At 64.5% G+C, this 23,688-nt stretch carries 23 protein-coding genes and 1 riboswitch; of the genes, 12 read left to right on the top strand and 11 right to left on the bottom strand.

Going from position 1 to position 23,688, the window contains the following annotated elements:
- Nucleotides 1-815: 815 nt before the first annotated feature.
- Nucleotides 816-2,795: a TonB-dependent siderophore receptor gene (locus J6525_RS17715; RefSeq protein ID WP_225645614.1), complete on the top strand. Its 1,980-nt coding sequence runs from the start codon at nucleotides 816-818 to the stop codon at nucleotides 2,793-2,795.
- A gap of 68 nt (nucleotides 2,796-2,863) precedes the next feature.
- Here the strand turns inward: J6525_RS17715 and J6525_RS17710 are convergent, their stop codons facing one another.
- The 3 genes from J6525_RS17710 to J6525_RS17700 all read right to left on the bottom strand — a co-directional run bounded on the left by J6525_RS17710 (nucleotide 2,864) and on the right by J6525_RS17700 (nucleotide 5,635).
- Nucleotides 2,864-4,249 (bottom strand): ATP-binding protein, encoded by a 1,386-nt coding sequence (locus tag J6525_RS17710; protein WP_225645613.1) that lies wholly within the window; start codon nucleotides 4,247-4,249, stop codon nucleotides 2,864-2,866.
- Nucleotides 4,250-4,362: 113 nt separating this feature from the next.
- Nucleotides 4,363-5,067, bottom strand: a complete 705-nt coding sequence (locus J6525_RS17705; protein ID WP_038377300.1) for a response regulator — start codon at nucleotides 5,065-5,067, stop codon at nucleotides 4,363-4,365.
- Nucleotides 5,068-5,086: 19 nt separating this feature from the next.
- A complete protein-coding gene (locus J6525_RS17700; protein WP_092089044.1) occupies nucleotides 5,087-5,635 on the bottom strand; it encodes a MarR family winged helix-turn-helix transcriptional regulator in 549 nt (182 codons plus the stop codon).
- A 330-nt stretch (nucleotides 5,636-5,965) separates the two neighbouring features.
- Here J6525_RS17700 and J6525_RS17695 point away from each other — a divergent pair, with 330 nt between their 5' ends.
- The 4 genes from J6525_RS17695 to J6525_RS17680 all read left to right on the top strand — a co-directional run bounded on the left by J6525_RS17695 (nucleotide 5,966) and on the right by J6525_RS17680 (nucleotide 9,916).
- Entirely contained in the window at nucleotides 5,966-7,045 is a 1,080-nt protein-coding gene (locus J6525_RS17695; RefSeq protein WP_225645612.1) for a branched-chain amino acid aminotransferase, read from the top strand.
- A 281-nt stretch (nucleotides 7,046-7,326) separates the two neighbouring features.
- Nucleotides 7,327-8,841, top strand: a complete 1,515-nt coding sequence (gene hisS / locus J6525_RS17690) for a histidine--tRNA ligase (protein WP_225645611.1) — start codon at nucleotides 7,327-7,329, stop codon at nucleotides 8,839-8,841.
- Nucleotides 8,842-8,960: 119 nt separating this feature from the next.
- Nucleotides 8,961-9,164, top strand: a complete 204-nt coding sequence (locus tag J6525_RS17685; RefSeq protein WP_018269806.1) for a tautomerase family protein — start codon at nucleotides 8,961-8,963, stop codon at nucleotides 9,162-9,164.
- A 341-nt stretch (nucleotides 9,165-9,505) separates the two neighbouring features.
- The gene (locus J6525_RS17680) at nucleotides 9,506-9,916 is read left to right on the top strand and encodes a thioesterase family protein (RefSeq protein WP_225645610.1); all 411 of its coding nucleotides are present in this window, start codon (nucleotides 9,506-9,508) and stop codon (nucleotides 9,914-9,916) included.
- Between the two features lie 174 nt (nucleotides 9,917-10,090).
- Here J6525_RS17680 and proC read toward each other — a convergent pair whose 3' ends face one another.
- Nucleotides 10,091-10,921, bottom strand: a complete 831-nt coding sequence (gene proC, locus J6525_RS17675; protein WP_225645609.1) for a pyrroline-5-carboxylate reductase — start codon at nucleotides 10,919-10,921, stop codon at nucleotides 10,091-10,093.
- 179 nt (nucleotides 10,922-11,100) lie between these two features.
- Nucleotides 11,101-11,601 carry a type III secretion system chaperone family protein gene (locus tag J6525_RS17670; RefSeq protein WP_016844492.1) on the bottom strand — a complete coding sequence of 167 codons (501 nt, stop codon included), beginning with the start codon at nucleotides 11,599-11,601 and terminating at the stop codon, nucleotides 11,101-11,103.
- A gap of 441 nt (nucleotides 11,602-12,042) precedes the next feature.
- Nucleotides 12,043-12,196: riboswitch (FMN riboswitch) on the top strand.
- Between the two features lie 78 nt (nucleotides 12,197-12,274).
- Between J6525_RS17670 and J6525_RS17665 the strand changes: the two genes are divergently transcribed.
- The gene (locus J6525_RS17665; RefSeq protein ID WP_225645608.1) at nucleotides 12,275-12,856 is read left to right on the top strand and encodes a 6,7-dimethyl-8-ribityllumazine synthase; all 582 of its coding nucleotides are present in this window, start codon (nucleotides 12,275-12,277) and stop codon (nucleotides 12,854-12,856) included.
- Nucleotides 12,857-12,960: 104 nt separating this feature from the next.
- Nucleotides 12,961-13,767, top strand: coding sequence for an SDR family NAD(P)-dependent oxidoreductase (locus tag J6525_RS17660; protein WP_225645607.1), 807 nt, complete (start codon nucleotides 12,961-12,963; stop codon nucleotides 13,765-13,767).
- Nucleotides 13,768-14,118: 351 nt separating this feature from the next.
- On the opposite strand, the gene J6525_RS17655 is transcribed toward J6525_RS17660, so the two are convergent.
- Both J6525_RS17655 and J6525_RS17650 read right to left on the bottom strand, forming a co-directional pair.
- Nucleotides 14,119-15,072 (bottom strand): ribose-phosphate pyrophosphokinase, encoded by a 954-nt coding sequence (locus J6525_RS17655; RefSeq protein WP_028344316.1) that lies wholly within the window; start codon nucleotides 15,070-15,072, stop codon nucleotides 14,119-14,121.
- 178 nt (nucleotides 15,073-15,250) lie between these two features.
- A complete protein-coding gene (locus J6525_RS17650; RefSeq protein ID WP_225645606.1) occupies nucleotides 15,251-15,871 on the bottom strand; it encodes a hypothetical protein in 621 nt (206 codons plus the stop codon).
- A gap of 354 nt (nucleotides 15,872-16,225) precedes the next feature.
- Between J6525_RS17650 and J6525_RS17645 the strand changes: the two genes are divergently transcribed.
- Nucleotides 16,226-16,774 (top strand): hypothetical protein, encoded by a 549-nt coding sequence (locus J6525_RS17645; RefSeq protein ID WP_168856576.1) that lies wholly within the window; start codon nucleotides 16,226-16,228, stop codon nucleotides 16,772-16,774.
- A gap of 41 nt (nucleotides 16,775-16,815) precedes the next feature.
- Here J6525_RS17645 and pgeF read toward each other — a convergent pair whose 3' ends face one another.
- The 4 genes from pgeF to J6525_RS17625 all read right to left on the bottom strand — a co-directional run bounded on the left by pgeF (nucleotide 16,816) and on the right by J6525_RS17625 (nucleotide 20,336).
- A complete protein-coding gene (pgeF, locus tag J6525_RS17640) occupies nucleotides 16,816-17,589 on the bottom strand; it encodes a peptidoglycan editing factor PgeF (RefSeq protein ID WP_225645605.1) in 774 nt (257 codons plus the stop codon).
- Nucleotides 17,586-18,644 carry a class I SAM-dependent methyltransferase gene (locus J6525_RS17635; protein ID WP_225645686.1) on the bottom strand — a complete coding sequence of 353 codons (1,059 nt, stop codon included), beginning with the start codon at nucleotides 18,642-18,644 and terminating at the stop codon, nucleotides 17,586-17,588. Before J6525_RS17635 ends, pgeF begins: the two co-directional genes overlap by 4 nt.
- A gap of 99 nt (nucleotides 18,645-18,743) precedes the next feature.
- The gene (lgt, locus tag J6525_RS17630; RefSeq protein WP_225645604.1) at nucleotides 18,744-19,586 is read right to left on the bottom strand and encodes a prolipoprotein diacylglyceryl transferase; all 843 of its coding nucleotides are present in this window, start codon (nucleotides 19,584-19,586) and stop codon (nucleotides 18,744-18,746) included.
- A 15-nt stretch (nucleotides 19,587-19,601) separates the two neighbouring features.
- Nucleotides 19,602-20,336: a dienelactone hydrolase family protein gene (locus J6525_RS17625; RefSeq protein ID WP_225645603.1), complete on the bottom strand. Its 735-nt coding sequence runs from the start codon at nucleotides 20,334-20,336 to the stop codon at nucleotides 19,602-19,604.
- A gap of 177 nt (nucleotides 20,337-20,513) precedes the next feature.
- On the opposite strand from J6525_RS17625, the gene J6525_RS17620 reads away from it, so the two are divergent.
- The 4 genes from J6525_RS17620 (at nucleotide 20,514) to ychF (ending at nucleotide 23,648) form a co-directional block, all read left to right on the top strand.
- A complete protein-coding gene (locus J6525_RS17620; RefSeq protein WP_050384261.1) occupies nucleotides 20,514-20,774 on the top strand; it encodes an accessory factor UbiK family protein in 261 nt (86 codons plus the stop codon).
- A gap of 263 nt (nucleotides 20,775-21,037) precedes the next feature.
- Nucleotides 21,038-21,757, top strand: a complete 720-nt coding sequence (locus tag J6525_RS17615) for a 50S ribosomal protein L25/general stress protein Ctc (RefSeq protein ID WP_225645602.1) — start codon at nucleotides 21,038-21,040, stop codon at nucleotides 21,755-21,757.
- Nucleotides 21,758-21,812: 55 nt separating this feature from the next.
- The gene (pth, locus tag J6525_RS17610; RefSeq protein ID WP_092089017.1) at nucleotides 21,813-22,427 is read left to right on the top strand and encodes an aminoacyl-tRNA hydrolase; all 615 of its coding nucleotides are present in this window, start codon (nucleotides 21,813-21,815) and stop codon (nucleotides 22,425-22,427) included.
- 123 nt (nucleotides 22,428-22,550) lie between these two features.
- Entirely contained in the window at nucleotides 22,551-23,648 is a 1,098-nt protein-coding gene (gene ychF / locus J6525_RS17605) for a redox-regulated ATPase YchF (RefSeq protein ID WP_028333102.1), read from the top strand.
- Nucleotides 23,649-23,688: the final 40 nt, after the last annotated feature.

Below are 23,688 nucleotides of genomic sequence, written 5' to 3'. Positions count from 1 at the left end.
AAGCGGCGCTCCTCACCATGAGGGTCTACTATTGTGCCGCAGAACAAGACCTCATCCTGAGGAGCCCGCCGAAGGCGGGCGTCTCGAAGGATGGCCACGAGAACGCCGCCACGAAATGCGATAGCCTTTGCGCGGGGATGACGGTTCACCGCGTTCATGCGCTCCTTGGCGCGCGATGACGTCGACGGGGTACAACATCGTTGAATGATCGCTGCGTGCCTCGCGTTCGAGACTCTCTGCGAGAGACGACGCGCATCGCCAACGTCGTGTCGAACGCCTGACGCGCCAACATGTCGTTTTGAATCGTTCCAGTGATGCGCATCTTGAATCACTCCAGTGTTGCGCTTCGTTGCTGCTTCCATCGATTCTATTTTGCGCGTGTGGAATTTCGATCATCCCGCCGATAGAAGTCCGCCCCAATCGATGCCGGCCTTGTCGCAAACGCGGCTCGATCGATGTCGGCGTAAGGCAATGTGGGGATTTGTTCGGTGGGAATGGCTTCGTTGCGGAGCAAGCGCGGTTTGCTCGGATCAACGGCTGCGATCAATGCAGCGCTACTCGGTTCGGTCATACTTGTGCCAATGGGCACAGACGTCGCCTACGCTCAGGCGCAGACAAGTCCTCCGCAGAACAATGTCAGCGAACTTCCCGCAGTGACGGTGGATGAACCTGGCGCCGCAAAAAAGCGCGGTGCCGTCGTTTCAAGTCAGAACACCAGGACTTCGCGCGCGGTCGCGGCGAATCGGCGCCGCAATGTGACTGCGCCCGCCCAGAGTCAGGCTCCGCGGTCGCAAGGCACAGGAGGCGCGATCGGTATGACGACGGGTTACGTCGCAACCGGAAGCACTGCCGGCACCAAGACCAGCACAGCGCTGATCGAAACGCCGCAGTCGCTTTCGGTCGTGACGCAAAAGGAGCTAAGGGATCGCAACGTCCAGACGCTCAAGGACGCCGTCAGCTACACGCCCGGCGTGACGACCACGGCGTTCGGCTATGATCCAAGGTTCGATAGTTTCTACATCCGTGGCTTCGACGCGACCTATACAGGCATCTATCGCGACGGCCTGCGCCAGGGCGGCGGCAACTTCGCAATTCCCAAGATCGAACCCTACGGTCTCGACAGCGTGTCGATCCTCCGCGGACCAGCCTCGGGCCTCTATGGCCTCGGCTCTCCAGGAGGCATCGTGGATGTCACGACCAAGCGGCCGCCGTTGACGGCATTCGGTGAGGTGCAACTGCAGGGCGGCACCTACGACCGTTACCAGGGCAGTTTCGATGTCGGTGGTCCGGTGCCCGGCAGCGATCAGCTGTACTACCGGCTGACGGGCCTGCTTCGCGACGCAAAGACCTGGTACCCCGGCAACGACGACGATCGCGCCTATATCGCGCCGGCGCTGACCTGGCGGCCGGACGCCGACACGTCCTTCACCATCCTGATCGAATATCAAAAGAGCCGAACCGCCGCGAGCATCGGCAACTTCCGCACGCCCGACGGACAATTGACCAACATCTACTCGAATGATCCGGCGTTCAGCGCAATGGATCAGAAGCAATATCGCATCGGCTACGCGTTCGAGCACAATGTCGACGATGTGTGGACGGTGCGGCAGAACTTCCGCTTCTACCAGGTCGACGTCGACGCGAAATACACCCAGATCGATTCGATCGACAGCAGCACCAATCTGGCGTCGCGGTCGGCCTGGCGGATCCTGGACAGTTTCAACACCGTGACGCTCGACAATCAGGCCGAGGCCAAGTTCATGCTTGGCGCGATCAGGAACACGGCGCTGTTCGGCGTCGACTACGGTCACTCCTACTACAACGACAAGATCGGCTACGGGCCGGCGCCCGACCTCAATCTCCTGACCATGAACTACGGCGCCCAGGCCATCGCGACGCCGACATTCTCGATCTTCAACAAGCAGTCGACCGACGAGGTCGGTGTCTATGCACAGGAGCAGGCCAAGCTCGGCGGCTTCATTCTGACGCTCAATGGGCACCAGAGCTGGGTGTCGCAGACGACGACCGCGGGTCTCGACGGCGTGCCGTCGACGCAAAGGGCCACCGCCTTCACGGGCCGTGCGGGCCTCAGCTATGTCTTCGACAACGGCATTGCGCCCTATGTCAGCTACGCGACGGCATTCGCCCCGCAGGTCGGCGTCGACGCATCCGGATTGCCGTTCAGGCCGACCACCGGCGAGCAGAAGGAAGTGGGCATCAAGTACCAGATGCCGAACGTTCCAGTGCTGTTGACCGCCGCGGTGTTCGACATCACGCAGGACAATGTGCTGCGTACCGATCCGAACAACATGGCGTTCCAGGCAGCGACCGGGCAGGTCGAATCCAAGGGCGTGGAGCTCGAGGCGAAGCTGGCGCTCAAGCAGGGATTTGATCTCACCGCCGCCTACACCCATCTCAACGTCGTGATCACGCAGGGCAATCCCGATACGACCGGCAATGAGCTCTCCGGCATTCCGAGGAATTCCTTCGCCGCCTTCGGCAAATATACGTTCCAGTCCGGCGTGCCCGTCGAAGGCCTCGGGCTTGGTCTCGGCCTGCGTTATATCGGCACGAACTTCGGCAACGACCAGAACACGTTCCAGAACGCGGCGACGACGTTGTTCGATGCGGTGATCGATTACGATCTAGGCAAGCTGGACCGGCGCTTCCTCGGCGCCACCGCGCGCGTCAACGCCACCAATCTGTTCGGCACGCACTACCAGACCTGCCAGTCCGGGTACTGTTATGCCGGCGAACGGCGGCAGGTCATCGGCACGTTGTCATACCGCTGGTAGCTCGAATTTGTTGTTTGGACGCGTTTTCCTGACGCGAACCGGCGTCCAATTCGCTCGAAAACGCTAGGTTACACCGGCACCCGCACGACGGCGCGCAGGCCGCCCATCGGGCTTTCGCTAAGCATGATGTCGCCGCCATGCGAGCGGGCGATGTCGCGGGCGATCGCAAGCCCGAGCCCGGTGCCGCCTTCGTCCTGGTTGCGGGCATCGTCGAGCCGCAGGAACGGCTTGAACACTTCCTCGCGCATGTCGGCGGGGATGCCCGGCCCGTCGTCGTCGACCGTGACGTTGAGATAGCGATGGTCGCGATGGCCGGTGATCGAGATCGTGTTGGCGTGGCGCGCGGCGTTGGAGACGAGGTTGGCGAGACAGCGCTTGAACGAGGCCGGCTTCACCGTGACGACGGGCAGGCCGTGGAATGCAACGGTTGCGGTGTGGCCGTGGCGCTCGGCGTCGCTGTGCAATTCCTCCAGCGCCAACGCCATGTCGGTCGGCTGCGCGACCTCGCCGGAATCGCCGCGCGCGAAGGCAAGGTAGTCCTCCAGCATCATCGACATCTCGTCGACGTCCTTGCGCATCGCGTCGATCTCGGGACCTTCGCCGATCAGGGCAAGCTCGAGCTTGAACCGGGTCAGGATGGTGCGCAGATCATGCGATACGCCGGCGAGCATCGCGGTGCGCTGCTCGATCGAACGTTCGACGCGCGCCTTCATCTCGATGAAGGCCTGCGCCGCGCGCCGCACCTCGCGCGCGCCGCGTGGCCGGAAGTTCGGCGCCTCGCGGCCCTTGCCGAAACTTTCGGCGGCGTCGGCGAGCCGCAGGATCGGCTTGATCTGGTTGCGCAGGAACAGCACGGCGACGATCAGGAGGATCGTCGAGGTGCCGAGCATCCAGAAGATGAATATCTCCGAATTGGAGGCGTAGGCCGCGCTGCGCTGGGCGAAGATCCGCATCACGGAATCGTCGAGCTGCACGCGGATCTCGACCAAATTGGATTTGCCGACAGTGTCGATCCAGAACGGACGGCTGATCTGGCGGCCGAGCTGCACCGAAAGCGTCTGGTCGAGCAGCGAGAAGAACGGCTTCGGCCCCGGCGGCGGCATGTCGCCGGCGGGAAGGAAGTCGACCACCAGCTGGAGTTTCTGGGCGATGCGGCGAAGCTGCGCGCGGTCCTTGTCCTGCGGGTAGCTCTTGTAGACGTCGATCAGCGCGGCAATATCGGACACCACCGCGGCCGACAGGCGCCGCGTCACCGTGTTCCAGTGCCGCTCCATGAACACGAACGCCACCACGGTCTGCAGGATCACCATCGGCACGATCATGATCAGCAGCGCGCGGGCATAGAGGCCGGTCGGCATCCAGCTCTTGAACGCATTGCCCATCCAGCCATTCGCCTTCGAGACGCGCTGCGAGGCGTTGCGGATCAGGGTCAGGCCGGAGTCGAGCGTGCTCATGTTCGATACTTATAGAGCGATGGGATTTCGTAGCCCGGATGAGCGAAGCGATATCCGGGGCTTGCCAACCCCGCATATCGCTTCGCTCATGCGGGCTACTTTCTGGGTCATGCTCAGGGCGAAGCCACTAGGCGATAGCCGATGCCGCGCACCGCCTGCAGGAACAGCGGATTGGCGGGATCGTGCTCGATCTTGCGGCGCAGGCGGTTGATCTGCACGTCGACCGCGCGTTCGTTGACGGTGCCGCCGGAGGTCAGCTCGGCGCGCGGCACGGTCTCGCCGGGCGCGCTGGCGAGGATGCGCAGCATCTCGCGCTCGCGATCGGTCAGATGGATGATCTCTTCGCCCTGACGCAGTTCGCTGCGCTCGATATGGAAAATATAGGGGCCGAACGCGATCTGCTCGACGACTGCGACCTGCGGCGGCGCGGTGCGCTTGAGGATATTGCCGATCCGGAGCACCAGCTCGCGCGGCTCGAACGGCTTGGCGACATAATCGTCGGCGCCGATCTGCAGGCCCTCGATGCGGGCTTCCGCCTCGTGCCGGGCGGTCAGCATGATGATCGGCACCGTCGAGGAGCTGCGGATGAAGCGGGCGAGGTCGAAGCCGTTCTCGCCGGGCATCATCACGTCGAGGATCAGCAGGTCGAAATGCAGCCCGAGCAGCTTGGCGCGCGCATCGGTGGCGCTCATCGCCGTCGTGACCCGGTAGCCTTCGCCGGAGAGAAAGCGCGACAGCAGGTCGCGAATACGGCGGTCGTCGTCGACCAGCAGAAGGTGCGGCGCGTCGTCGGCCGGCTCGACCGGCGCGCGCATCATGGTTGCAGCCTGCACCAGCTCACTCCCTCGTTTTTCTGCCGCCGCCGAAGATCGCTTCGAGCACCTTGTCGGGATCGTCGCGGTCGATCATCGCGCGGAGGAATTGGCGAACCGTCTCGACGCCGGCCGGATCGATGCCGGCGACCGCGCGGTTGATGCGGTCGGTCTGCAGCCCCGCGAGCTTGGCGACCAGCGCCTCGCCCTTCGGGGTGGCGTAGAGCAGGCGCTGCCGGCGGTCGTTGTTGCCGGTCTTCTGCACGATGTAGCCCTCGTCCAAGAGCTGCTTGAGCACGCGCCCGAGCGACTGCTTGGTGATGCGCAGGACGTCGAGCAGGTCGGCGACCTTCAGCCCCGGATAGCGGGTCACGAAGTGGATGACGCGGTGGTGGGCGCGGCCGAAGCCGAACGCCTCCAGCTCCTGGTCGGCATCGCCGACAAAGTCGCGGTAGGCGAAGAACAACAGCTCGATGATGTCCCAGCGCAGGTCGCGTACCCCCGCCCCAGGAGCGTTGTCGTCTCCCTGCGAATCGGGCTTGGCAGCCATGCCTGAGAAATTTATGTCAGTCATATTGACGTATCTTGGGTTCAATGTTACAAAACTGCCTGTCACGACGAAACATTAGGTCGTTTTGTCCTCGACAGCGTTTAAGGCGGCCTGAACGAGCCTGTGAGGCGGTTTGGGCCGCAAATTGGACTACCGTGCGATTGTCGAGCGGCATTTCGGCAAACATACTGGACTTCAGCATTCCGCAAAAGCATGTCTAAACGGCATGTTGGCGATGGAAGCCGGCGGCGCGGCCGGCGGTGGTGAAGTTCGGGCCAGCTGAGCCTGATGGCTCCGGGGGAAACAGGCCGGCGCCGGGTATCGCGCCGGTTCCGACAGCGGAAAGCAAGAAAAATGACTTTGAAATTTGACATCCAGCCTTCGCCGAATGCGACGTCCGACAAGGATCGCGCGGCGAAGCTCGTGGACCCCGGCTTCGGCCGGGTCTTTACCGATCACATGGCGATCGTCCGCTACAGCCAGGGCAAGGGCTGGCACAGCGCCCGCGTCGAGGCCCGCGCGAATTTTCCGCTCGATCCGGCCGGCGCGGTGCTGCACTACGCCCAGGAAATTTTCGAAGGCCTCAAGGCCTACAAGCGCGACGACGGCGGCGTGAACCTGTTTCGGCCGGACGCCAATGCCCGCCGCTTCCATGATTCGGCCGAGCGCATGGCGATGGCGCCGTTGCCCGAGGATTTGTTCATCGATGCAGTCGAGCAGCTGGTGCGGATCGATCGCGCCTGGATCCCGGGTGGCGAGGGCAGTCTCTATCTGCGGCCTTTCATGATCGCGAGCGAGGTCTTCCTCGGCGTGAAGCCGTCGGCCGAATACATCTTCTCGGTCATCGCCTCCCCGGTCGGCTCCTATTTCAAGGGCGGCCCTGCGCCGGTGTCGATCTGGGTGTCGGAGAATTACACCCGCGCCGCGATCGGCGGCACCGGCGCCGTCAAGTGCGGCGGCAACTACGCCGCCAGCCTGCGCGCGCAGGCCGAGGCGATCGAACGGGGCTGCGACCAGGTCGTGTTCCTCGATGCGGTCGAGCGCCGCTACATCGAGGAGCTCGGCGGCATGAACGTGTTCTTCGCGTTCGACGACGGCTCGCTGCTGACGCCGCCGCTCGGCACCATCCTGCCCGGCATCACCCGCGACTCGATCATCGCGCTTGCCAAGGATGCCGGCACGCGCGTGCGCGAGGAGCCCTATACGATCCAGCAATGGCGCGCTGACGCCGCCAGCGGCAAGCTGAAGGAGGCGTTCGCCTGCGGCACCGCGGCCGTCATCTCGCCGATCGGCAAGGTGTGCTCGGCGAGCGGCGACTTCCAGATCAGCGGCGGCGTGGCCGGCCCGGTCGCCATGGGCCTGCGCAAGAAGCTGGTCGACATCCAGTACGGTCGCACCAACGACCCGCATAACTGGATCAGGAACGTCGCCTGACTGGCGGTTTGGCGGACGTAAGGTAGGCACGCTCTCCGACTCCCTCGCCCCGCGCTTGCGGGGAGAGGGTGGGGTGAGGGGCCGCTTCCGCAAACATGGTAAGAGACCGGCTCGTGGAGGGTCCCCCTCACCCGGAATTCAAGCTACGCTTGAATTCCGACCTCTCCCCGCAAGCGGGGCGAGGTAAGAGCGGCCGGATACCTTGCTCCGCGCCGCCTCGGCTGGTAACCCGGCATCATCTTTGTAAGCTACCGCGGCTTACAGACCTTGCAGCGCATGACATGGCCGAGAAACCCAAAAAACCCCAGAAACTGAAGGCGCGCCTGCCGCGCGGGCTGGAAGATCGCGGCCCGGCCGCGATCAATGCCACGCGGGCGATGGTCGAGAAGATCCGCGCCGTCTACGAGCTCTACGGCTTCGAGCCGGTGGAGACGCCGGCGATGGAATACACCGACGCGCTCGGCAAGTTCCTGCCCGACCAGGACCGTCCCAACGAGGGCGTGTTCTCGTTCCAGGACGATGACGAGCAGTGGATCTCGCTGCGCTACGACCTGACCGCGCCGCTGGCGCGCTATGTCGCGGAAAACTTCGACGCGCTGCCGAAGCCTTATCGGTCGTATCGGTTCGGCTATGTCTTCCGCAACGAGAAGCCGGGTCCCGGCCGCTTCCGCCAGTTCATGCAGTTCGACGCCGACACCGTCGGCTCGGCGACGCCGGCGGCCGACGCCGAGATCTGCATGATGGCGGCCGACACGATGGAAGCGCTCGGGATTCCGCGCGGCTCCTATGTCGTGAAGGTGAACAACCGTAAGGTGCTCGACGGCGTGCTCGAGGCGATCGGTCTCGGCGGTGACGAGAATGCAGGCCGTCGCCTCACCGTGCTGCGCGCGATCGACAAGCTCGACAAATTTCCCGCCGAGGAAGTTCGCAAGCTGCTTGGTGCCGGACGATGGGATGGCGGCGAAGAGGGCAAGGGCGACTTTACCAAGGGCGCCGACCTGAGCCCCGCGGATGCCGATATCGTCCTGGCCGTCACGCAGCAGCGTGACGATTGGCGAGAGGCGATTGCCGCGGCGGAGACCTATCTGGCGAAGAGCGAAGTTGGTCAGGCCGGCGTGAGCGAGCTCGAGGAGATCGCCAAGCTGGTCGCGGCGTCCGGCTATGGCGCGGATCGCATCCGCATCGATCCCACCGTTGTTCGTGGTCTCGAATATTACACCGGCCCGGTCTACGAAGTTGAGCTGCTGCTCGACACCAAGGACGAGAAGGGCCGCCCGGTGCGGTTCGGCTCGGTCGGCGGCGGCGGCCGCTATGACGGCCTGGTCTCGCGCTTCCGCGGCGAGCCGGTGCCGGCAACGGGCTTCTCGATCGGCGTGTCGCGCCTGCAGGCCGCGCTGACGATGCTCGGCCAGCTCGACACGCAGGCCGAGTTCGGTCCCGTCGTCGTCACCGTGTTCGACCGCGATCGTGTCGCCGACTACCAGAAGATGGTCGCGCAGTTGCGCCAAGCCGGCATCCGCGCCGAGCTCTATCTCGGCAATCCGAAGAACATGGGCAACCAGCTCAAATATGCCGATCGCCGCAACTCGCCCTGCGTGATCATCCAAGGCTCGGACGAGAAGGCGCGCGGCGAGGTGCAGATCAAGGATCTGATCGAAGGCGCCAAGGCCGCGGCTGCGATCGCCTCCAACCAGGAATGGCGTGAGACGCGTCCGGCGCAGTTCTCCTGTGCGGAGGCCGATCTGGTCGCCAAGGTCCGCGAGGTCCTGGCGCGGCATGACGTGGCGTGGGGATAGCCATTCGCTGGTGACGTCATGCCCGGCCTTGTGCCGGGCATCCACCTCTTGTTTGATGCGCGGCGACGTGAATGGCCGGGAGGAGCCCGGCCATGGCGACAACAAGAGGGAGAGCAACAATGCCTGAGATCACCGTGAGCATGGCCGCCGGCCGCACCGACGAGCAGAAGCTCGGCATGATGCGCGACATCACCCAGGCGCTGGTGAAGAATCTCGGCGTCGATGCCGACGCGGTCGTGATCCAGATCAACGAAGCGCCGCTGCATCACAAGATGAAGGGCGGCAAGTCGTTCGTCGAGCGCGCGGCTGCGGCGAAAAAATAATTCGCATTCATTTCGTCGTCCCTGCGAAAGCACTAGTGCATGCACACATCTTCTGGAGTCTTCTCAATGACTTGGCTCAAGAACGCAGAGAAACGATGCATTTTTGCCAAGCTGCGCTCGCGAAGTTTCGTCACGGAGTGGCGACTAAGCCCTTGATCAAGAGTCGGTTTTTCGGCTCGAAAAGATGTGTGCATGCACTAGTGCGAAAGCAGGGACCCATAACCATCGATGCCGGTGATTGGCAAAGGCTGCGGCCTCAGCTTTCGACCGATTGATATTCGTGGTTATGGGTCCCGGGTCGCGCTTCGCTTGCCCGGGACGACACCTGTTTTGAGGCACCCATGGACGCACGCGACTTCATCAAGATCGGCATGAGCGCCGAGCGCATGCTCGTGGTGCCGCCCGAGCGCACCGTCGGTCACTTCGTGCCCGGCATGCCGATGGTCTATGCGACGCCGATGATGATCCTCGACATGGAGATGGCGTCGGGCGATGCCATTCGCGCCGCGCTGCAGCCCGGTTGGGTCACGGTCGGGACCGAGGTCGATATCCGCCATCTCGCCGCCGCGCTGGTCGGCGCCACCGTGCGGACGACCTCAAAAGTGATCGCGGTCGAACGCCGCGTGATCCGCTTCGAGGTCGAGGCCTTTGAGGGCACGCGCAAGCTCGGCGAAGGCCGCCACGCCCGCGGTCTGATCAATGTCGAAAGCTTCAACAAGCGGCTGGCCGGGACATCGGGCCAGGCGCAGTAGATGAAGCCTTGTGGCCGATCCGCGTATTCCGACGTCATCCTGAGGTGCGAGCCTTGCGGCGCACTTGCGTCGCTGGGCGAGCCTCGAAGGATGGGCCGCGGGCCGTGCACCCTTCGAGGCTCGCTCCGCTCGCGCCTCAGGGTGACGGGGAACGAGTGATCGGTCGGCGAAGGACTACTTCGCCAATTCCCTTGAGCGCCTTGTCGCGGCGGCAATCGCGCGGGTCATCAGCGGCTGCATGCCGTCATTGGCCATCAGCACCTCGAGTGCCGCAGCGGTGGTGCCGCCGGGCGAGGTGACGTTCTGCCGCAGGGTCGCCGACGGCAGATCCGAGCGATGCAGCAACTCGCCGGAGCCGGCGACGGTCGCCCGGGCCAGCGTGGTCGCGAGCTGCTCGGGCAGGCCGGCCGCAACGCCGGCGCGCGCCAGCTCCTCGGCGAGCAGGAACACATAGGCCGGGCCCGAGCCGGACACCGCGGTCACCGCGTCCATCAGGCTCTCATCGTCGACCCATTCGACGAGCCCGGTCGCTTTCAGCAGCGCATCGGCCATCGCGCGCTGCGCGGCGGTGACGCGCTTCGACGGCACTGCAACGGTGATGCCGCGGCCGATCGCCGCCGGCGTGTTCGGCATCGCGCGCACCACCGCGCCGCCGACAACGTCTTCCAGCGCTGACATCGTCGTGCCGGCCATGATCGAGACGACGAGTGTCGAGGGGCCGACGAAGGATTTCAGCGCAGCGCCGGCGTCGCGGAACGATTGCGGCTTCACCGCGACGACAAGCGTGTCGACCGTGCCGAGATCCTTCGCTTGCGGATTGAGCCGCACGCCCTTTGCGGCAAGCGCGGAGATTTCCGGCGAGAGATGCGGGTCGATCACCGCGACGCGCTCGGGTGCAAGGCCCTGCGCGAGCCAGCCCGTCAGCATGGCGCCGCCCATCTTGCCCGCGCCCGCGAGCGCGATGGTGCCGGAAGTATTCGTCAGTGCGCTGCTGGATGTGCTCACAGGTGACTCCGCAAACTCTCACGTCGTCCCGGCGAAGGCCGGGACCCATAACCACAGGCGGTTCTAGTGAGGCACGTGATCAGCCACAAGCAGTTTGCTTAAGCCCAGGGGCCGCGGAGTATGGGTCCCGGCCTTCGCCGGGACGACACCGAGCGTGTGGGAGCGCTGGAGCGAAACGCTTACGCCTCGCCCTCGGTATCGAACATCGCCGCGGCCATCGCCTCGGCGGTCGACTTGCCGGCCCACACCACGAACTGGAACGCCGGGTAGTAGCGCTCGCAGGCGTGGATCGCGTTGACCACCATGGCCTCGCACTGCGCGGTGGAGGCGGTGAGACCGCCGGGCAGCACCAGCGCCTGACGATGCATCACCATGCCGGTGTGGGTCCACAGATCGAAATGGCCGACCCACAATTGTTCGTTGATCGCAGCGACCAGGCGCTGCACCTCGGCGCGGCGCGCCTGCGGCATCTTCATGTCGAAGGCGCAGGCGAGATGCAGCGCCTCGATCTCGCCCATCCAGGTGAACGAGAGTTGATAATCGATCCAGTCTCCCTTGGAGACGATCGTCACCTCGTCTTCGCCGGAACGCTCGAACGCCCAGTTGTTGTCGGTGGCGATATCTTCGACCACCGCAAGCGGGTTGTTCCGGGAATCGATAATGCTTTCGAGGAGGGACATGCCGTCTCGGACCTTGTTCTTATGATCGCTTGATACGCACACGGAAGCCGGCACTTGCGACATACTGCGTCGTGGCCGAGTGCAGTTCCTGATGCGGGCTTCCGGATGCCCCTGGACCTGACGCCGATGAAGTGATGTGATTTGCGGAATCCGCGCAACCGCACGCCGAGTCCGTCCACAGCCAAAGCGCGCATCGTCCACAGCTGATCTCCGCCACATCTGTGATTTTGAGAACAAATCGGAATCTAAGCGTTCGCGTAACGCTTTGTTAACCATTTGCTGGCGCTTCGCCGCGCCTGTGAATCAGCTGTCGGGGCCTCGCATCAACCTCGCAGAGCCGCAACGCGCTCATGGGGACATGCCGTTTCCCCATGCCAAAGGCCTTGCCCGGCTGTCGCGCTTTGGTCATATTTCGCCTCAGGCACGTCCATCCCGGGCGTGCCGAGTTCTCAGGGCGGGGTGAAAATCCCCACCGGCGGTAAGGGTGATGAGCCCAAGCCCGCGAGCGCCTTCCTCCGCGAAGCCGGCGGAAGGGTCAGCAGATTCGGTGCAATTCCGAAGCCGACGGTTACAGTCCGGATGAAAGAGAACGGTTGCGGCAGCCAACGCGATTTTCGCGTGGGCTCGTGTCGTTGTCCGTGTGCCCTGATTCTGGTCCTGAAAGAGGAAAGCCATGAATCAGATGTTGCAAGACCAAGACGCTCAAGCCTCTCAAGTCCAAACCTCCCAGGCAGAAAGCGCTCCCGATACGCCGGCCATTCCGCCGACGCCGGAGCATCCGCACTTCGCAAAGCCGCAGCGCGTTGCCTTCGTGCAGTCGTCCTGGCATCGCGACGTGGTGGAAGAATGCCGCATCTCCTTCCTGAAGGAGATCGAGGCGCGTCACATCACCAATGTCGACGTGTTCGAGGTGCCGGGCTCGTTCGAGATCCCGCTGCATGCCCAGCTGCTGGCGAAGACCCGTCGCTACACCGCGATCGTCGCGGCCGGGCTCGTCGTCGATGGCGGCATCTACCGCCACGAATTCGTCGCCGACACCGTGATCAAGGCGCTGATGGATGTGCAGTTGCGCACCGAGGTCCCGGTGTTCTCGGCGGTGCTGACGCCGCAGCAATTCCACGAGACCGAGGTGCATTACGAGTTCTTCCGCAAGCACTTTGTCATCAAGGGGATCGAGGTCGCGGAAGCCTGCGCCAACACGCTGCTCAGCCTCGAGCGTCTGCGCGGCCAGGTCGCGGCGGGGATTCCCGGCTAGCGTCGGCGGAAAAGCGATTCCGGCATGCGTGCCGGGATCGCTCTCGCCTGCGGCGCGTTCGGTTATGCTTGCGGCATAAAACCAAAATGCGCGGGAGGCGCCCCATGACCGAACAACATTCCTCCGACTGGCTCGGCCTGTCGGGCCGCGTTGCCGTCGTCACCGGCGGAGGCGGCGGTATCGGCCGCGCCACCGCGATCAGTTTCGCGCGGGCCGGCGCCAGGGTCGCCGCGCTCGATCGCGACGAGCGCTCCCTTGCGGAGACCAAGGCAGAGCTTCGCGAATTCGGCGACGGTCATCTCGTCGCGACCTGCGATACGACCAGCGAGGACAATGTCGCGGCAGCCGCCGACGCCGTCGCGCGCACGCTTGGCGCTTGCGACATCCTTGTCAACACTGCGGCGGTGCTGCGCCCGGGTGGGCTCGACACGTTGCCGCTCGCGGAATGGAATGCGGTGCTGGCGGTCAATCTCACCGGCTATTTCATCTGCGCCCAGGCGTTCGGCCGCCAGATGCGCAAGGCCGGACGCGGCAGCCTTATCCACGTTGCCTCGATCGCCGCCAGCAATGCGCAGGGGCAGAGCGGTGCCTACAGCGTCAGCAAGGCTGGCGTCGTGATGTTCTCGCAGCAACTCGCCGCCGAATGGGGACCGCACGGCATCCGTAGCAATGTGGTGAGCCCCGGCCTTGTCGTGACGCCGATGAGCCAGGCTTTCTACGATACGCCAGGGGTCACCGAGCGGCGCACCGCCGTGGTGCCGATGCGCCGGATCGGCGCACCGCAGGACATGGCGGACGCGACCCTGTTCCTGGCCAGCGACCGCTCGTCATACGTCAATGGCGAGGAGATCATCGTCGATGGCGGCTATGCGCGGACGCTGATGAGCCACGTTCCGCGGCCGGGGTTTTAGCGGGGTGGCTGCCGCATACTCGGTGTCGTCCCGGCCTTGAGCCGGGACCCATAACCCCGAATTGGAGTTGATTGACAACGCTGGAGCCACGGCCTTCGCAACAACAAAGGCCTGTGGTTATGGGTCCCTGTTTTCGCACTAGGGCATTTACACATCTCTTCGAGGCTAGAAAACCGACTCATCATCAAGGGGTTAGCTACTAGGCGAGAGCCGAAATCGGCGGGCGCAACCCTAGTGCAGATGAGTAAGTTCTCTGCGGTTTTCGGCCAACTCTTTGAGAAGACTCCGGAAAGACTGCGGAGGATATGTATATACGCTAGTGTTTTCGCAGGGACGACAGCAAATATCGATTTAATCGAACAGGCTGGAAACCGACTCTTCCGCCGCGGTGCGGCCGATCGCTTCGGCAATCAGGCCGGCGATCGAGATCTGGCGGATGTTCGGCGCCTTGTTGACGGCCTCGGTCGGCAGGATCGAGTCGGTGATGACCAGTTCCTTCAGCCGCGACGAGGCGATGCGTGCGGCGGCACCGCCGGACAGCACGCCGTGGGTGATATAGGCCGAGACTTCCTTGGCGCCGTGCGCGATCAGCGCCTCGGCCGCATTCACCAGCGTGCCGCCGGAATCGACGATGTCGTCGACCAGGATGCAGTTGTAGCCGGCGACGTCGCCGATCACGTTCATCACCTCGGACTCACCGGGGCGCTCGCGCCGCTTGTCGACGATCGCAAGCGGGGTGTTGATGCGCTTGGCGAGGCCGCGGGCACGCGCCACGCCGCCGACGTCGGGCGACACCACCATCACCTTGGCGAGGTCGAACTTTTCTTTGATGTCGCGCACCATCAGGGGCGCCGCGAACAAGTTGTCGGTCGGGATGTCGAAGAAGCCCTGGATCTGGCCGGCATGCAGGTCGAGCGTCATGACGCGGTCGACGCCGGCGTGCGAGATCAGGTTGGCGACGAGCTTGGCCGAGATCGGCGTACGCGAGCCGGACCTGCGATCCTGCCTGGCGTAGCCGAAATAGGGCACCACCGCGGTGATGCGGCGCGCCGAGGAACGGCGCAGCGCGTCGGTGATGATCAACAGTTCCATCAGATTGTCGTTGGCCGGAAACGACGTCGACTGCAGGATGAACATGTCCGAGCCGCGGACGTTCTCCTGGATCTCGACGAAGATCTCCATGTCGGCGAAGCGCCGGACCACGGCCTTGGTCAGTTCGATGCCAAGTCCCTTGGCGATGTCCTGCGCCAGCGCAGGATTGGAGTTGCCGGCGACGAGCTTGATTGATCCGTTCTTTGCCGACATCGATGCTTCCCCCCGCGCCTTGCTGGATACGACGTTCAGCATCTCAAGTCCTTACAGAACCGGCGGGTTTTCGGTGCGCGAGGGAATATCAGGCAGGCGCATCCGATGGCAACCCATTAGCCGGCTTTGGCCGCCGTTTTCCTGGGCAAAAAGCGCATTTCCCGGGCGATAACGGGGTTTAGTCGGCGGAATAGCCGAGCGCCACGGTCTCGGGCGCGGCGGGGGCCGGGGCGCTTGCCACCGTGGGCCCGCGGAGGTCCGGTGCCGGAGCGGGCGTGGGGCCGTCCGCCGGGCCGCCATTGATCATGCCGGACAGGCCGCTGAGCCCGGCCTGAGCGATCTTGCGCAGCACCAGGTCGTCGGCGGCGGCCCAGGCGTCGCGGCCGGCCTTGCCGGCGGGCTCCTCGCCGGAGAGCCGCAGCGCGCGTTGCTGGTTGCTGTCGTAGACGTCCCACACCCACGCGATCATGGTGCGGCCGCGCACCACCTGCGCCGACAGATAGCTGCGCACGCGATAGGCGGCAGCGCCCTGGCGCGACACGATCGACAGGCTGCGCAGCTTGGACTCGCTGTCGAGCACGCCGACCATGCGGTCGAACACCTGGGGCGGCGGGCCGTCGATCGATTCGAAAGCGACGGTTGCGCCGCTGCTTGCCGGCGTGGCCATGGCGTAGGAGTCGGCCACGTTGCCGCCGGCCGCGCAGCCGCCAAGCGCGCACGCGATCGCGAGCCACGAGCATGCGATCGCGGCACGCACGGCTGTCCCAGTTTGAAACTGGCGGTTCGACGCTTCCCTCATTGCGTCCTGCGATATCGTTAAAACGGCTTAACGTCTAGGGCAGGACGGCCACAGCGCTTAACAGTCGACGGTCCAAGCGCCGCGCCAGGATCGAATTCCTTGCTCCGTCATGTTGCCGAACGACGCCACCAACCTGAGCGGATTTTCCGGCTCTGAGACGTCAGCGGTTTGGCCGCGCATCCATGGCGACCAGCGTCGTGCAGCGCATATCCGCGATCTAGCCGCGACATTCGGGTTTGTTTCCCGTCAGACAAATTCGCCTGAAAATGTGAAGCAGCGCATACAGCCAGACCGACAACCGGTTTAGGCATTCATCGATACTTATGCAATTTTAGGTTTCAGGAGATAGTTGTCATGCCATCCTATGCCGACGAACTCGAAAAGCAATTTGCCGCAGCCGACACGACCACGATAGCCGCCGCCCCGCTCGACCTCCCGGGGGACCATCCACTGAGGCTGAAGGGATATTCTCCGGTTTTGCTGTCCTCGTGCGTTTGTGTAACCGATCCTTGTCCCTGCGACGATCCGGACGGCCCGATCGTCTGGCTGCTGGATGGTGACGTTCGCAAGCGCGTGGCCGCAAAGGGCAAGAACAAGGCTGGAGAAGCCCTGTACGAGTATCACCTGGCGCGGGATGCTTTCGTCATCATCGAAACCTTCGCACGCACGAAGGCCGGCACGCTCGTGGCGTCCGGTGACAAGACCTCCGCACTCAGGCGATCGGCGTTCAACCGGCTCATGCGAATGCGGGGATCGGATTCGGCAGGCGGTCTCATTGCGCGGGCGCCGGGCTCCTCCTATGGAGGGCAGGAATGCGGCGGAGGCACGCTGTACGACGTTTACGTCGAATCGGACGGCGCAGGCGGAACAGTATTCTACTATCAGGCCGTCGGCAGCTGTTGACGGGTGAACCCCGCTTCGTGGCGCTCGCGCATGGTCGATGATTACGCCGGCCGTTCCAGCGCGATGGCGTGAACGAGCCGGCCGTAATCGGCTTCCTTGCGATGCACGGAGCGGCGGTAGCTGAAGCAGCGCTCGTCGGAATAGGTGTCGATGCCGAGATCGTCGATCATCAGCACGCCGGCATTTTCCAGCCGCATGCGGATGAAGCCGGCAAGATCGAACATCGCGTGTCCATCGCGTTCGGCAGGCATGAAGAACATGCCGTTCTCCGCATCGGCCTCGATGAAGCGTTCGACGAATTCGTTGCCGACCTCGTAGGACTCCTTGCGGATCAGCGGGCCGATGGCGGCGACGATGCCGCCGCGCTCGGCGCCGAGCTTCTCCATCGCGTCGATGGTCGATTCCAGCACCCCGGTCAGCGCGCCCTTCCAGCCGGCATGCGCCGCGCCGATCACCCGTGCATTGGGGTCGACGAACAGGATTGGGCCGCAGTCGGCCGTCGTGACCGAAATCGCAAGGCCCGCGGTGCGGGTGACGAGCGCGTCCGCCTTCGGGCGCACGGCGCCATTCCATGGACCGGTCACGGTCACGACGTCAGGCGAATGAACCTGATGCACGCTGACGAGGTGATCGAGCGGCACACCGAGCTGCGCCGCCATCCGCCGCCGGTTCTCCGCGACCTTGGCCGGATCGTCGCGCGAGCCGAGCCCGCCATTCAGCGCGGCATAGATGCCCTCCGACACGCCGCCCTCGCGCGAGAAGAAGGCATGGCGCAGGCCCGGAATGGCCGACAGCAGCGGTGATCCCAATGTCATTGTTCGGTCTCGTCAGGCTGATCGCTCAATCCGGCGATCGAGGTGAGGCGCGGGTCGGAGATGGCCATGACCTTGAACATCGAGCCCATCCCGCCGCGTCCGGAATCGGTCAGGCGCTTCAGCGCACCGGCAACGTCGGCCGAGACTTCGGGGCTTGCTTTCGCCATCAGCCCCGCCGCACGGGCCTCGACGCCGAGACGCTTGAGGAAGTCGCCCTGCGTCGCCGGTCCGTGGACGCGCGCGCCGACATCCTCGGCGGCCCGCGCCAGCGCTTGGAAATCGACATGCGCGGTTACGTCGGCCTGTCCGGGGTTCTTCAGCGGGTCGGCGAAGCTGTGGCGCGCGATCGCCTGGAAGGTGTCGCCGGCGTCGCTGCGCAGATGGCCGTAATCGATGATCAGCGCGGCGCCGTCCCGGTCGCGCAGCCGCGTGGCGAGCTTCATGATCTCGTTGTCGGGCCGCCATTCGAACACCGCGCCGAGCGGGGCGGCGCGCACCAGCGGCGGCAGTAGCACCTCGAAATGCGGCGTCGGCTCGGGCGCGGGCGCGAAATACAGGTTGCCATTGGCATCCATCCCGACCGTCCGCTCGTGCCAGCCGGTCTCGCGGCGGACCATCTGGTGGATCGGCAGCACGTCGAAATATTCGTTGGCGAGGATCACCGCCGGTCCCTCGGGCACGTCGTCGATGTTGTCGTGCCAGGTGATGTTGCGCACGCCCGTCAGCGTCGCGTACTGCTTCTCGCGCAGCACCGGGTTGACCTCGACGAGGTGGATGCTGAGCGACTGGTAGAGCGGCGGCAGCACGCGCAGCGCACGCAGCGCGTCGGACATCATGGTGCCGCGGCCGGGCCCGAGCTCGATCAGGCGGAACGTCTCCGGCGAGCCGATCGCGCGCCAGATCGAGGCGCTCCACAGCCCGAGCAGTTCGCCGAACATCTGGCTGACCTCGGGCGCCGTGGTGAAATCGCCCTCGCGGCCAAGCGGATCGCGCGACAGATAGTAGCCGTACCGCGGATGCATCAGGCACAATTCCATGTAGCGCCAGACCGGCATCGGCCCGGACAGCTTGATCAGCTTCCTGATCTCATCCAGCAGCGGGGAGGGTTCGTTCACGGCCTTCCTTGGATTGCACTTGCTTTAGATTGAACTTGTTCAGGTTGAACTCGGTGCCGGACCGTTCGCCCTGCGGCGGACGGCGGCGGTGATGATGATAACGCCCACGATGATCATTGGCACCGACAGCAGCATGCCCATGGTAAGTCCGCCCCACAGGAATCCGAGTTGCGGGTCGGGCTCCCTGAAGTGCTCGCCGATGATTCGGGCAACGCCGTAGATCGTGATGAAGCTACCGAGGATCAGGCCGGGACGCTTCAGCGCGCCCATCCGGATCACGATCGCCAGCGCTGCAAACAGCACGATGCCCTCGAGCCCGGCTTCGTAGAGCTGGCTCGGATGCCGCGGCAGCGGCCCGCCATTGGGGAAGATCATGGCCCAGGGCAGGCTCGGATCGGCGTGACGGCCCCACAATTCGCTGTTGATGAAATTGGCGAGCCGGCCGAGGAACAGCCCGATCGGCGCGACCGCGGTGGTGATGTCGCCGAGCGACAGGATCGGGATGTTGTTGCGGCGGGCAAACAGCATCACCGCGGCGACGCAGCCGAGGAAGCCGCCGTGGAACGACATGCCGCCCTTCCACAATTCGAGGATCTCGGAAGGGTGCGCGATGAAGAAAGGCAAATTGTAGAACAGCACATAGCCGGTGCGGCCGCCGACGATGATGCCGATGGTGACCCAAAGGATGAAATCGTCGAGCTGCGGCAGCGTGATCGGCGCCGGGCCGCCCCACAGCCGCTCCTTCTTGATCAGCGAGCGGGCGTAGATCCAGCCCAGCACGATGCCGACGATATAGGCCAGTGCATACCAGCGGATCACGATCGGCCCGAGCGAGAGCGCGACGGGATTGAACACCGGAAAGTCGATCAGCAGGAACGGCATCGTGCGTCTTGAGACTCAGCTCACGAGGTTGCGCCGGTAGAGCGCGAGGAGCCGCTCCCAATGGCGTTCGGCGGCGTCGCGGTCATAGACCGGACGCTTGGGGAACGCAAAGCCGTGATGCGTGCCGGGATAGATCTCGACCTCGTTGTTCGATCCCTTCATGCCGGCCTTCACCTGCTCGATGATTTCCTGTGGCGCGTAGATATCGGTCTCGGCGCAGGCGAAATAGAGTTCGGCCTTTGTCCTTTGCGCGGCAAGATGCGGACTGTCGGGCTGATCGGTCGCCAGATGCGTGCCGTAGACCGAGGCGGCGGCCTTGACGCGATCGCCGAAATGCGTCGCCGCGTTCACGGCGTAGCGGCCGCTCATGCAATAGCCGACAGTGCCGATGATCCTGGTGTTGGCGGCCTTCTGCGTCTCGGCATAGGCGAGCAGGCCCTTGGTGTCTTCCATCACCAGCGGAATGTTGAGCGAGTGCATCAGCTCGAACATGCGCTTGCGCTCGGGCGATTCCGGATCGGGATTGATCGGGCCGAGCTCCATCACGCCGGCGCGGTAATACATGTTGGGCAGCATCACATAATAGCCTGACGTGCCGAGCCGGCGCGCCATGTCGCGCAGCTCCTCGCGGATCGCCGGCGCGTCCATGTAGAAGATGACGACAGGGAAGGGGCCGCCGCGCTCGGGATGGGTGATGAAGGTGGTGGTCTTGCCGTCCTTGGTCGGGATATCGACGGTCTGGTCGATCATGGCGTTTCTGCTCGCGTTATGTGTGCGATTTCTGTTGTGAGTTCATACGATTGCAAGGAAACCGGAGCATGACAAGGCAAGCCTCGGGAGGCCTGCCATTCGCGGCGGACTTGAACCGGATGGCTGAGATCGCCATTGTCTTTGGCGCGAGGCAGTGAACGCGGAGAGTTTTGCGAGATGACCCAGACCAGCAACCGGTTTTTCGATGAGATCGGCCGTCTGATGAACGATGCCGCGGGCGCCGCCCAGGGCGTCAAGCGCGAGGTCGACACGGTCATGCGCAACCAGGCGGAGCGGATCCTGCGCGACCTCGACGTGGTCAAGCGTGAGGAATTCGACGCGGTCAAGGATATGGCCCGCCTGGCACGCGAGGAGAACGAGGCGCTGAAGGCGAGGATCGCGGCGCTGGAAGCCAAGCTCGGCGGCACGGCAGGCTGAAACGGCATGTAGCCCGGACGGCGCGAAGCGAAATCCGGGACCACTGCCTCCGCGGGACCGGCCCCGGATTGCGCTTCGCGCCGTCCGGGCTACGATCCTCCCTCGGTAACCCAAGAAAAATCCCTTCATTTCCTTGTCATTTCGGCCCTTTGGGGCTAAAAGCCCGCCACGTCCGCGGCCCCCGCACCCCTGGAGGCTTGCTGTGGACCTGAGCATGGGCCGCGCTGCGGCCTTTAACTTTTTAAATACAAGGACTTAACGCTATGGCGACCGTCAAGGAATTGAAGGCGACCGCGCGTCCGAAGAGCGGCAAGGGGGCCGCCCGGGCAGAGCGTCGCGCCGGGAGAGTTCCCGGAGTGATCTACGGAGACAACCAGCCCCCCGTCACCATCTCAGTCGACGATCGTGAACTGCGCCAGCGCATCCTGGCGGGCCGGTTCCTGACCACGATCTATGAGATCGACCTTGAGGGCAAGAAGCACCGCGTGATTCCGCGCGACTTCCACCTCGACCCGGTGAAGGACTTCCCGCTCCATGTCGACTTCATGCGGCTCGGCGAAGGCGCGACCATCCGCGTCAGCGTGCCGCTGCACATCGTAAACGGTGAAATCTCCCCGGGCGTCAAGCGCGGCGGCACCGTCAACATCGTCACCCACGCGCTCGAGCTCGAATGCGCGGTCGACAACATTCCGCAATATATCGAGGCCGACGTCGGCGCGCTGGAGATCAGCTACTCGCTGCATCTTTCCGACGTCAAGCTGCCCAAGGGCGTGAAGTCCCTCGCCCGTGAAGACGCGACGCTGGTCACCATCGTGCCGCCGTCCGGCTACGCCGAAGAGCAGAAGGCCGCGGCTGCGGCGGCTGCTGGTGGCGCGGCTCCGGCTGCGGGTGCTGCAGCTCCGGCCGCGGCGGCAACTCCGGCTGCGGGTGCGGCTCCGGCCGCGGGTGCCAAGGCTCCCGCCGGTGGCGACAAGAAGAAGTAATCGATCAGGTCGGCGCGCGATCGTCTGATGGCGCACCGACGCGGGATGCCGCGCCATGCGCCTTTTTGTCGGTCTCGGTAATCCCGGCGCGAAATACGCCAGCAACCGGCACAATATCGGTTTCCTGGCGGTCGATGAGATTGCACGGCGTCATGGTTTCGCACCATGGCGCCGTCGCTTTCAGGGCGAGACCTCCGAGGGTGTCGTCGATCGCGAGAAGGTCGTGCTGCTGAAGCCGACCACCTACATGAACGAGTCCGGGCGCGCGGTGCAGGAAGCGGCGAACTTCTTCAAGCTGACGCCCTCCGACATCACCGTGTTCCAGGACGAGCTCGAACTGCCGCCCGCCAAGGTGCGGGTCAAGATCGGCGGCGGGATCGCCGGCCACAACGGGCTGCGCTCGATTTCCGCGCATATCGGCAACGAGTATCGGCGGGTGCGGCTCGGGATCGGTCATCCCGGCGTCAAGGAGCTCGTGCACAGCCACGTGCTGTCGGACTTCGCCAAGAGCGACCGGGCGTGGGTGGAGGCCTTGTGCCAGGCCGTCGCCGACAATGCCGGCCTGCTGGCTGCGGGGCACGACGCGTCGTTCGCCAACAAGGTGCATCTGACGATGCAGGCCAAGGGGTTTTTCGACAAGGGTGAGAACGGCGGCGAGAAGCCGGCCTGATCTCCCTTGTCGTCATGCCCGGCCTTGTGCCGGGCATCCGCGTCTTACCTGCCGCGTGCACCGTAAGACGTGGATGGCCGGGACGAGCCCGGCCATGACGGATCAGAGAATGTTGAGGAAGACATGGGATTCAAATGCGGGATCGTCGGGCTGCCTAACGTCGGCAAGTCGACGCTGTTCAATGCGCTGACCGAGACGGCGGCCGCCCAGGCGGCGAACTATCCGTTCTGCACCATCGAGCCGAATGTCGGCGAGGTCGCGGTACCTGATCCGCGGCTGGAGAAGCTCGCGGCGGTCGCGAAGTCCGCGCAGATCATTCCGACCCGGCTGACCTTCGTCGACATCGCGGGCCTCGTCCGCGGCGCGTCGCAGGGCGAAGGTCTCGGTAACCAGTTCCTCGCCAACATCCGCGAGGTCGACGCCATCGCCCATGTGGTGCGCTGCTTCGAGGATTCCGACATCACCCATGTCGAGGGCAAGATCGCGCCGCTCGCCGACATCGAGACCATCGAGACCGAGCTGATGCTGTCCGACCTCGACAGCCTGGAGAAGCGCGTCGATAACCTCTCGAAGAAGGCCAAGGGCAACGACAAGGAAGCCAAGGAGCAGCTCGAGCTCGTCAACCGCGCGCTGGTGCTGCTGCGCGACGGCAAGCCGGCGCGCGCGCTGGAGCGCAAGCCGGAGGAGGAGCGGGCGTTCCGCATGCTCGGGCTCCTGACCTCGAAGCCCGTGCTCTATGTCTGCAACGTCGAGGAAGCCTCGGCGAAGGACGGCAACAATTTCTCCAAGGCGGTGTTCGAACGCGCCAAGGAGGAGGGCGCGGTCGCGGTCGTGATCTCGGCCAAGATCGAATCCGAAATCGCGACGCTGTCGCGTGAAGAACGCACTGACTTCCTGGAGACGCTGGGTCTGGAAGAGGCCGGGCTCGATCGGCTGATCCGCGCCGGCTACCGGCTGCTCGATCTCATCACCTATTTCACCGTCGGCCCGAAGGAAGCGCGCGCCTGGACCATCGACCGCGGCACCAAGGCGCCCGCCGCCGCCGGCGTGATCCATACCGATTTCGAGAAGGGGTTCATCCGCGCCGAGACCATCGCCTACGCCGATTACATCGCCGGCAACGGCGAGGCCGGCGCGCGCGATGCCGGCAAACTGCGGCTTGAAGGCAAGGAGTACGTCGTCGCCGACGGCGACGTCATGCATTTCCGCTTCAATACCTGAGCATCGATTTCGAGAGAGCTTTCTCCCCACGTCGTCCCGG

This window comes from Bradyrhizobium australafricanum (assembly GCF_020329495.1).
Classification (GTDB): Bacteria; Pseudomonadota; Alphaproteobacteria; order Rhizobiales; family Xanthobacteraceae; genus Bradyrhizobium; species Bradyrhizobium australafricanum.
Note: the sequence above shows the minus strand (reverse complement) of the source record. Positions and strands in the feature narration are given on the sequence as shown.

Excerpts from the sequence above, each read along its gene's own strand:
- ychF (WP_028333102.1), top strand. The coding sequence starts at position 22,551 with ATGGGATTCAAATGCGGGATCGTCGGGCTGCCTAACGTCGGCAAGTCG.
- pgeF (WP_225645605.1), bottom strand. The coding sequence starts at position 17,589 with ATGACATTGGGATCACCGCTGCTGTCGGCCATTCCGGGCCTGCGCCAT.
- J6525_RS17615 (WP_225645602.1), top strand. The coding sequence starts at position 21,038 with ATGGCGACCGTCAAGGAATTGAAGGCGACCGCGCGTCCGAAGAGCGGC.
- J6525_RS17620 (WP_050384261.1), top strand. The coding sequence starts at position 20,514 with ATGACCCAGACCAGCAACCGGTTTTTCGATGAGATCGGCCGTCTGATG.
- J6525_RS17655 (WP_028344316.1), bottom strand. The coding sequence starts at position 15,072 with ATGTCGGCAAAGAACGGATCAATCAAGCTCGTCGCCGGCAACTCCAAT.
- J6525_RS17625 (WP_225645603.1), bottom strand. The coding sequence starts at position 20,336 with ATGATCGACCAGACCGTCGATATCCCGACCAAGGACGGCAAGACCACC.
- pth (WP_092089017.1), top strand. The coding sequence starts at position 21,813 with ATGCGCCTTTTTGTCGGTCTCGGTAATCCCGGCGCGAAATACGCCAGC.
- J6525_RS17665 (WP_225645608.1), top strand. The coding sequence starts at position 12,275 with ATGAATCAGATGTTGCAAGACCAAGACGCTCAAGCCTCTCAAGTCCAA.
- J6525_RS17715 (WP_225645614.1), top strand. The coding sequence starts at position 816 with ATGACGACGGGTTACGTCGCAACCGGAAGCACTGCCGGCACCAAGACC.
- J6525_RS17645 (WP_168856576.1), top strand. The coding sequence starts at position 16,226 with ATGCCATCCTATGCCGACGAACTCGAAAAGCAATTTGCCGCAGCCGAC.
- J6525_RS17660 (WP_225645607.1), top strand. The coding sequence starts at position 12,961 with ATGACCGAACAACATTCCTCCGACTGGCTCGGCCTGTCGGGCCGCGTT.
- hisS (WP_225645611.1), top strand. The coding sequence starts at position 7,327 with ATGGCCGAGAAACCCAAAAAACCCCAGAAACTGAAGGCGCGCCTGCCG.
- J6525_RS17680 (WP_225645610.1), top strand. The coding sequence starts at position 9,506 with ATGGACGCACGCGACTTCATCAAGATCGGCATGAGCGCCGAGCGCATG.
- J6525_RS17710 (WP_225645613.1), bottom strand. The coding sequence starts at position 4,249 with ATGAGCACGCTCGACTCCGGCCTGACCCTGATCCGCAACGCCTCGCAG.
- J6525_RS17650 (WP_225645606.1), bottom strand. The coding sequence starts at position 15,871 with ATGAGGGAAGCGTCGAACCGCCAGTTTCAAACTGGGACAGCCGTGCGT.
- J6525_RS17695 (WP_225645612.1), top strand. The coding sequence starts at position 5,966 with ATGACTTTGAAATTTGACATCCAGCCTTCGCCGAATGCGACGTCCGAC.
- lgt (WP_225645604.1), bottom strand. The coding sequence starts at position 19,586 with ATGCCGTTCCTGCTGATCGACTTTCCGGTGTTCAATCCCGTCGCGCTC.
- J6525_RS17700 (WP_092089044.1), bottom strand. The coding sequence starts at position 5,635 with ATGACTGACATAAATTTCTCAGGCATGGCTGCCAAGCCCGATTCGCAG.
- J6525_RS17705 (WP_038377300.1), bottom strand. The coding sequence starts at position 5,067 with ATGATGCGCGCGCCGGTCGAGCCGGCCGACGACGCGCCGCACCTTCTG.
- J6525_RS17635 (WP_225645686.1), bottom strand. The coding sequence starts at position 18,644 with ATGCCGGTCTGGCGCTACATGGAATTGTGCCTGATGCATCCGCGGTAC.
- J6525_RS17685 (WP_018269806.1), top strand. The coding sequence starts at position 8,961 with ATGCCTGAGATCACCGTGAGCATGGCCGCCGGCCGCACCGACGAGCAG.
- J6525_RS17670 (WP_016844492.1), bottom strand. The coding sequence starts at position 11,601 with ATGTCCCTCCTCGAAAGCATTATCGATTCCCGGAACAACCCGCTTGCG.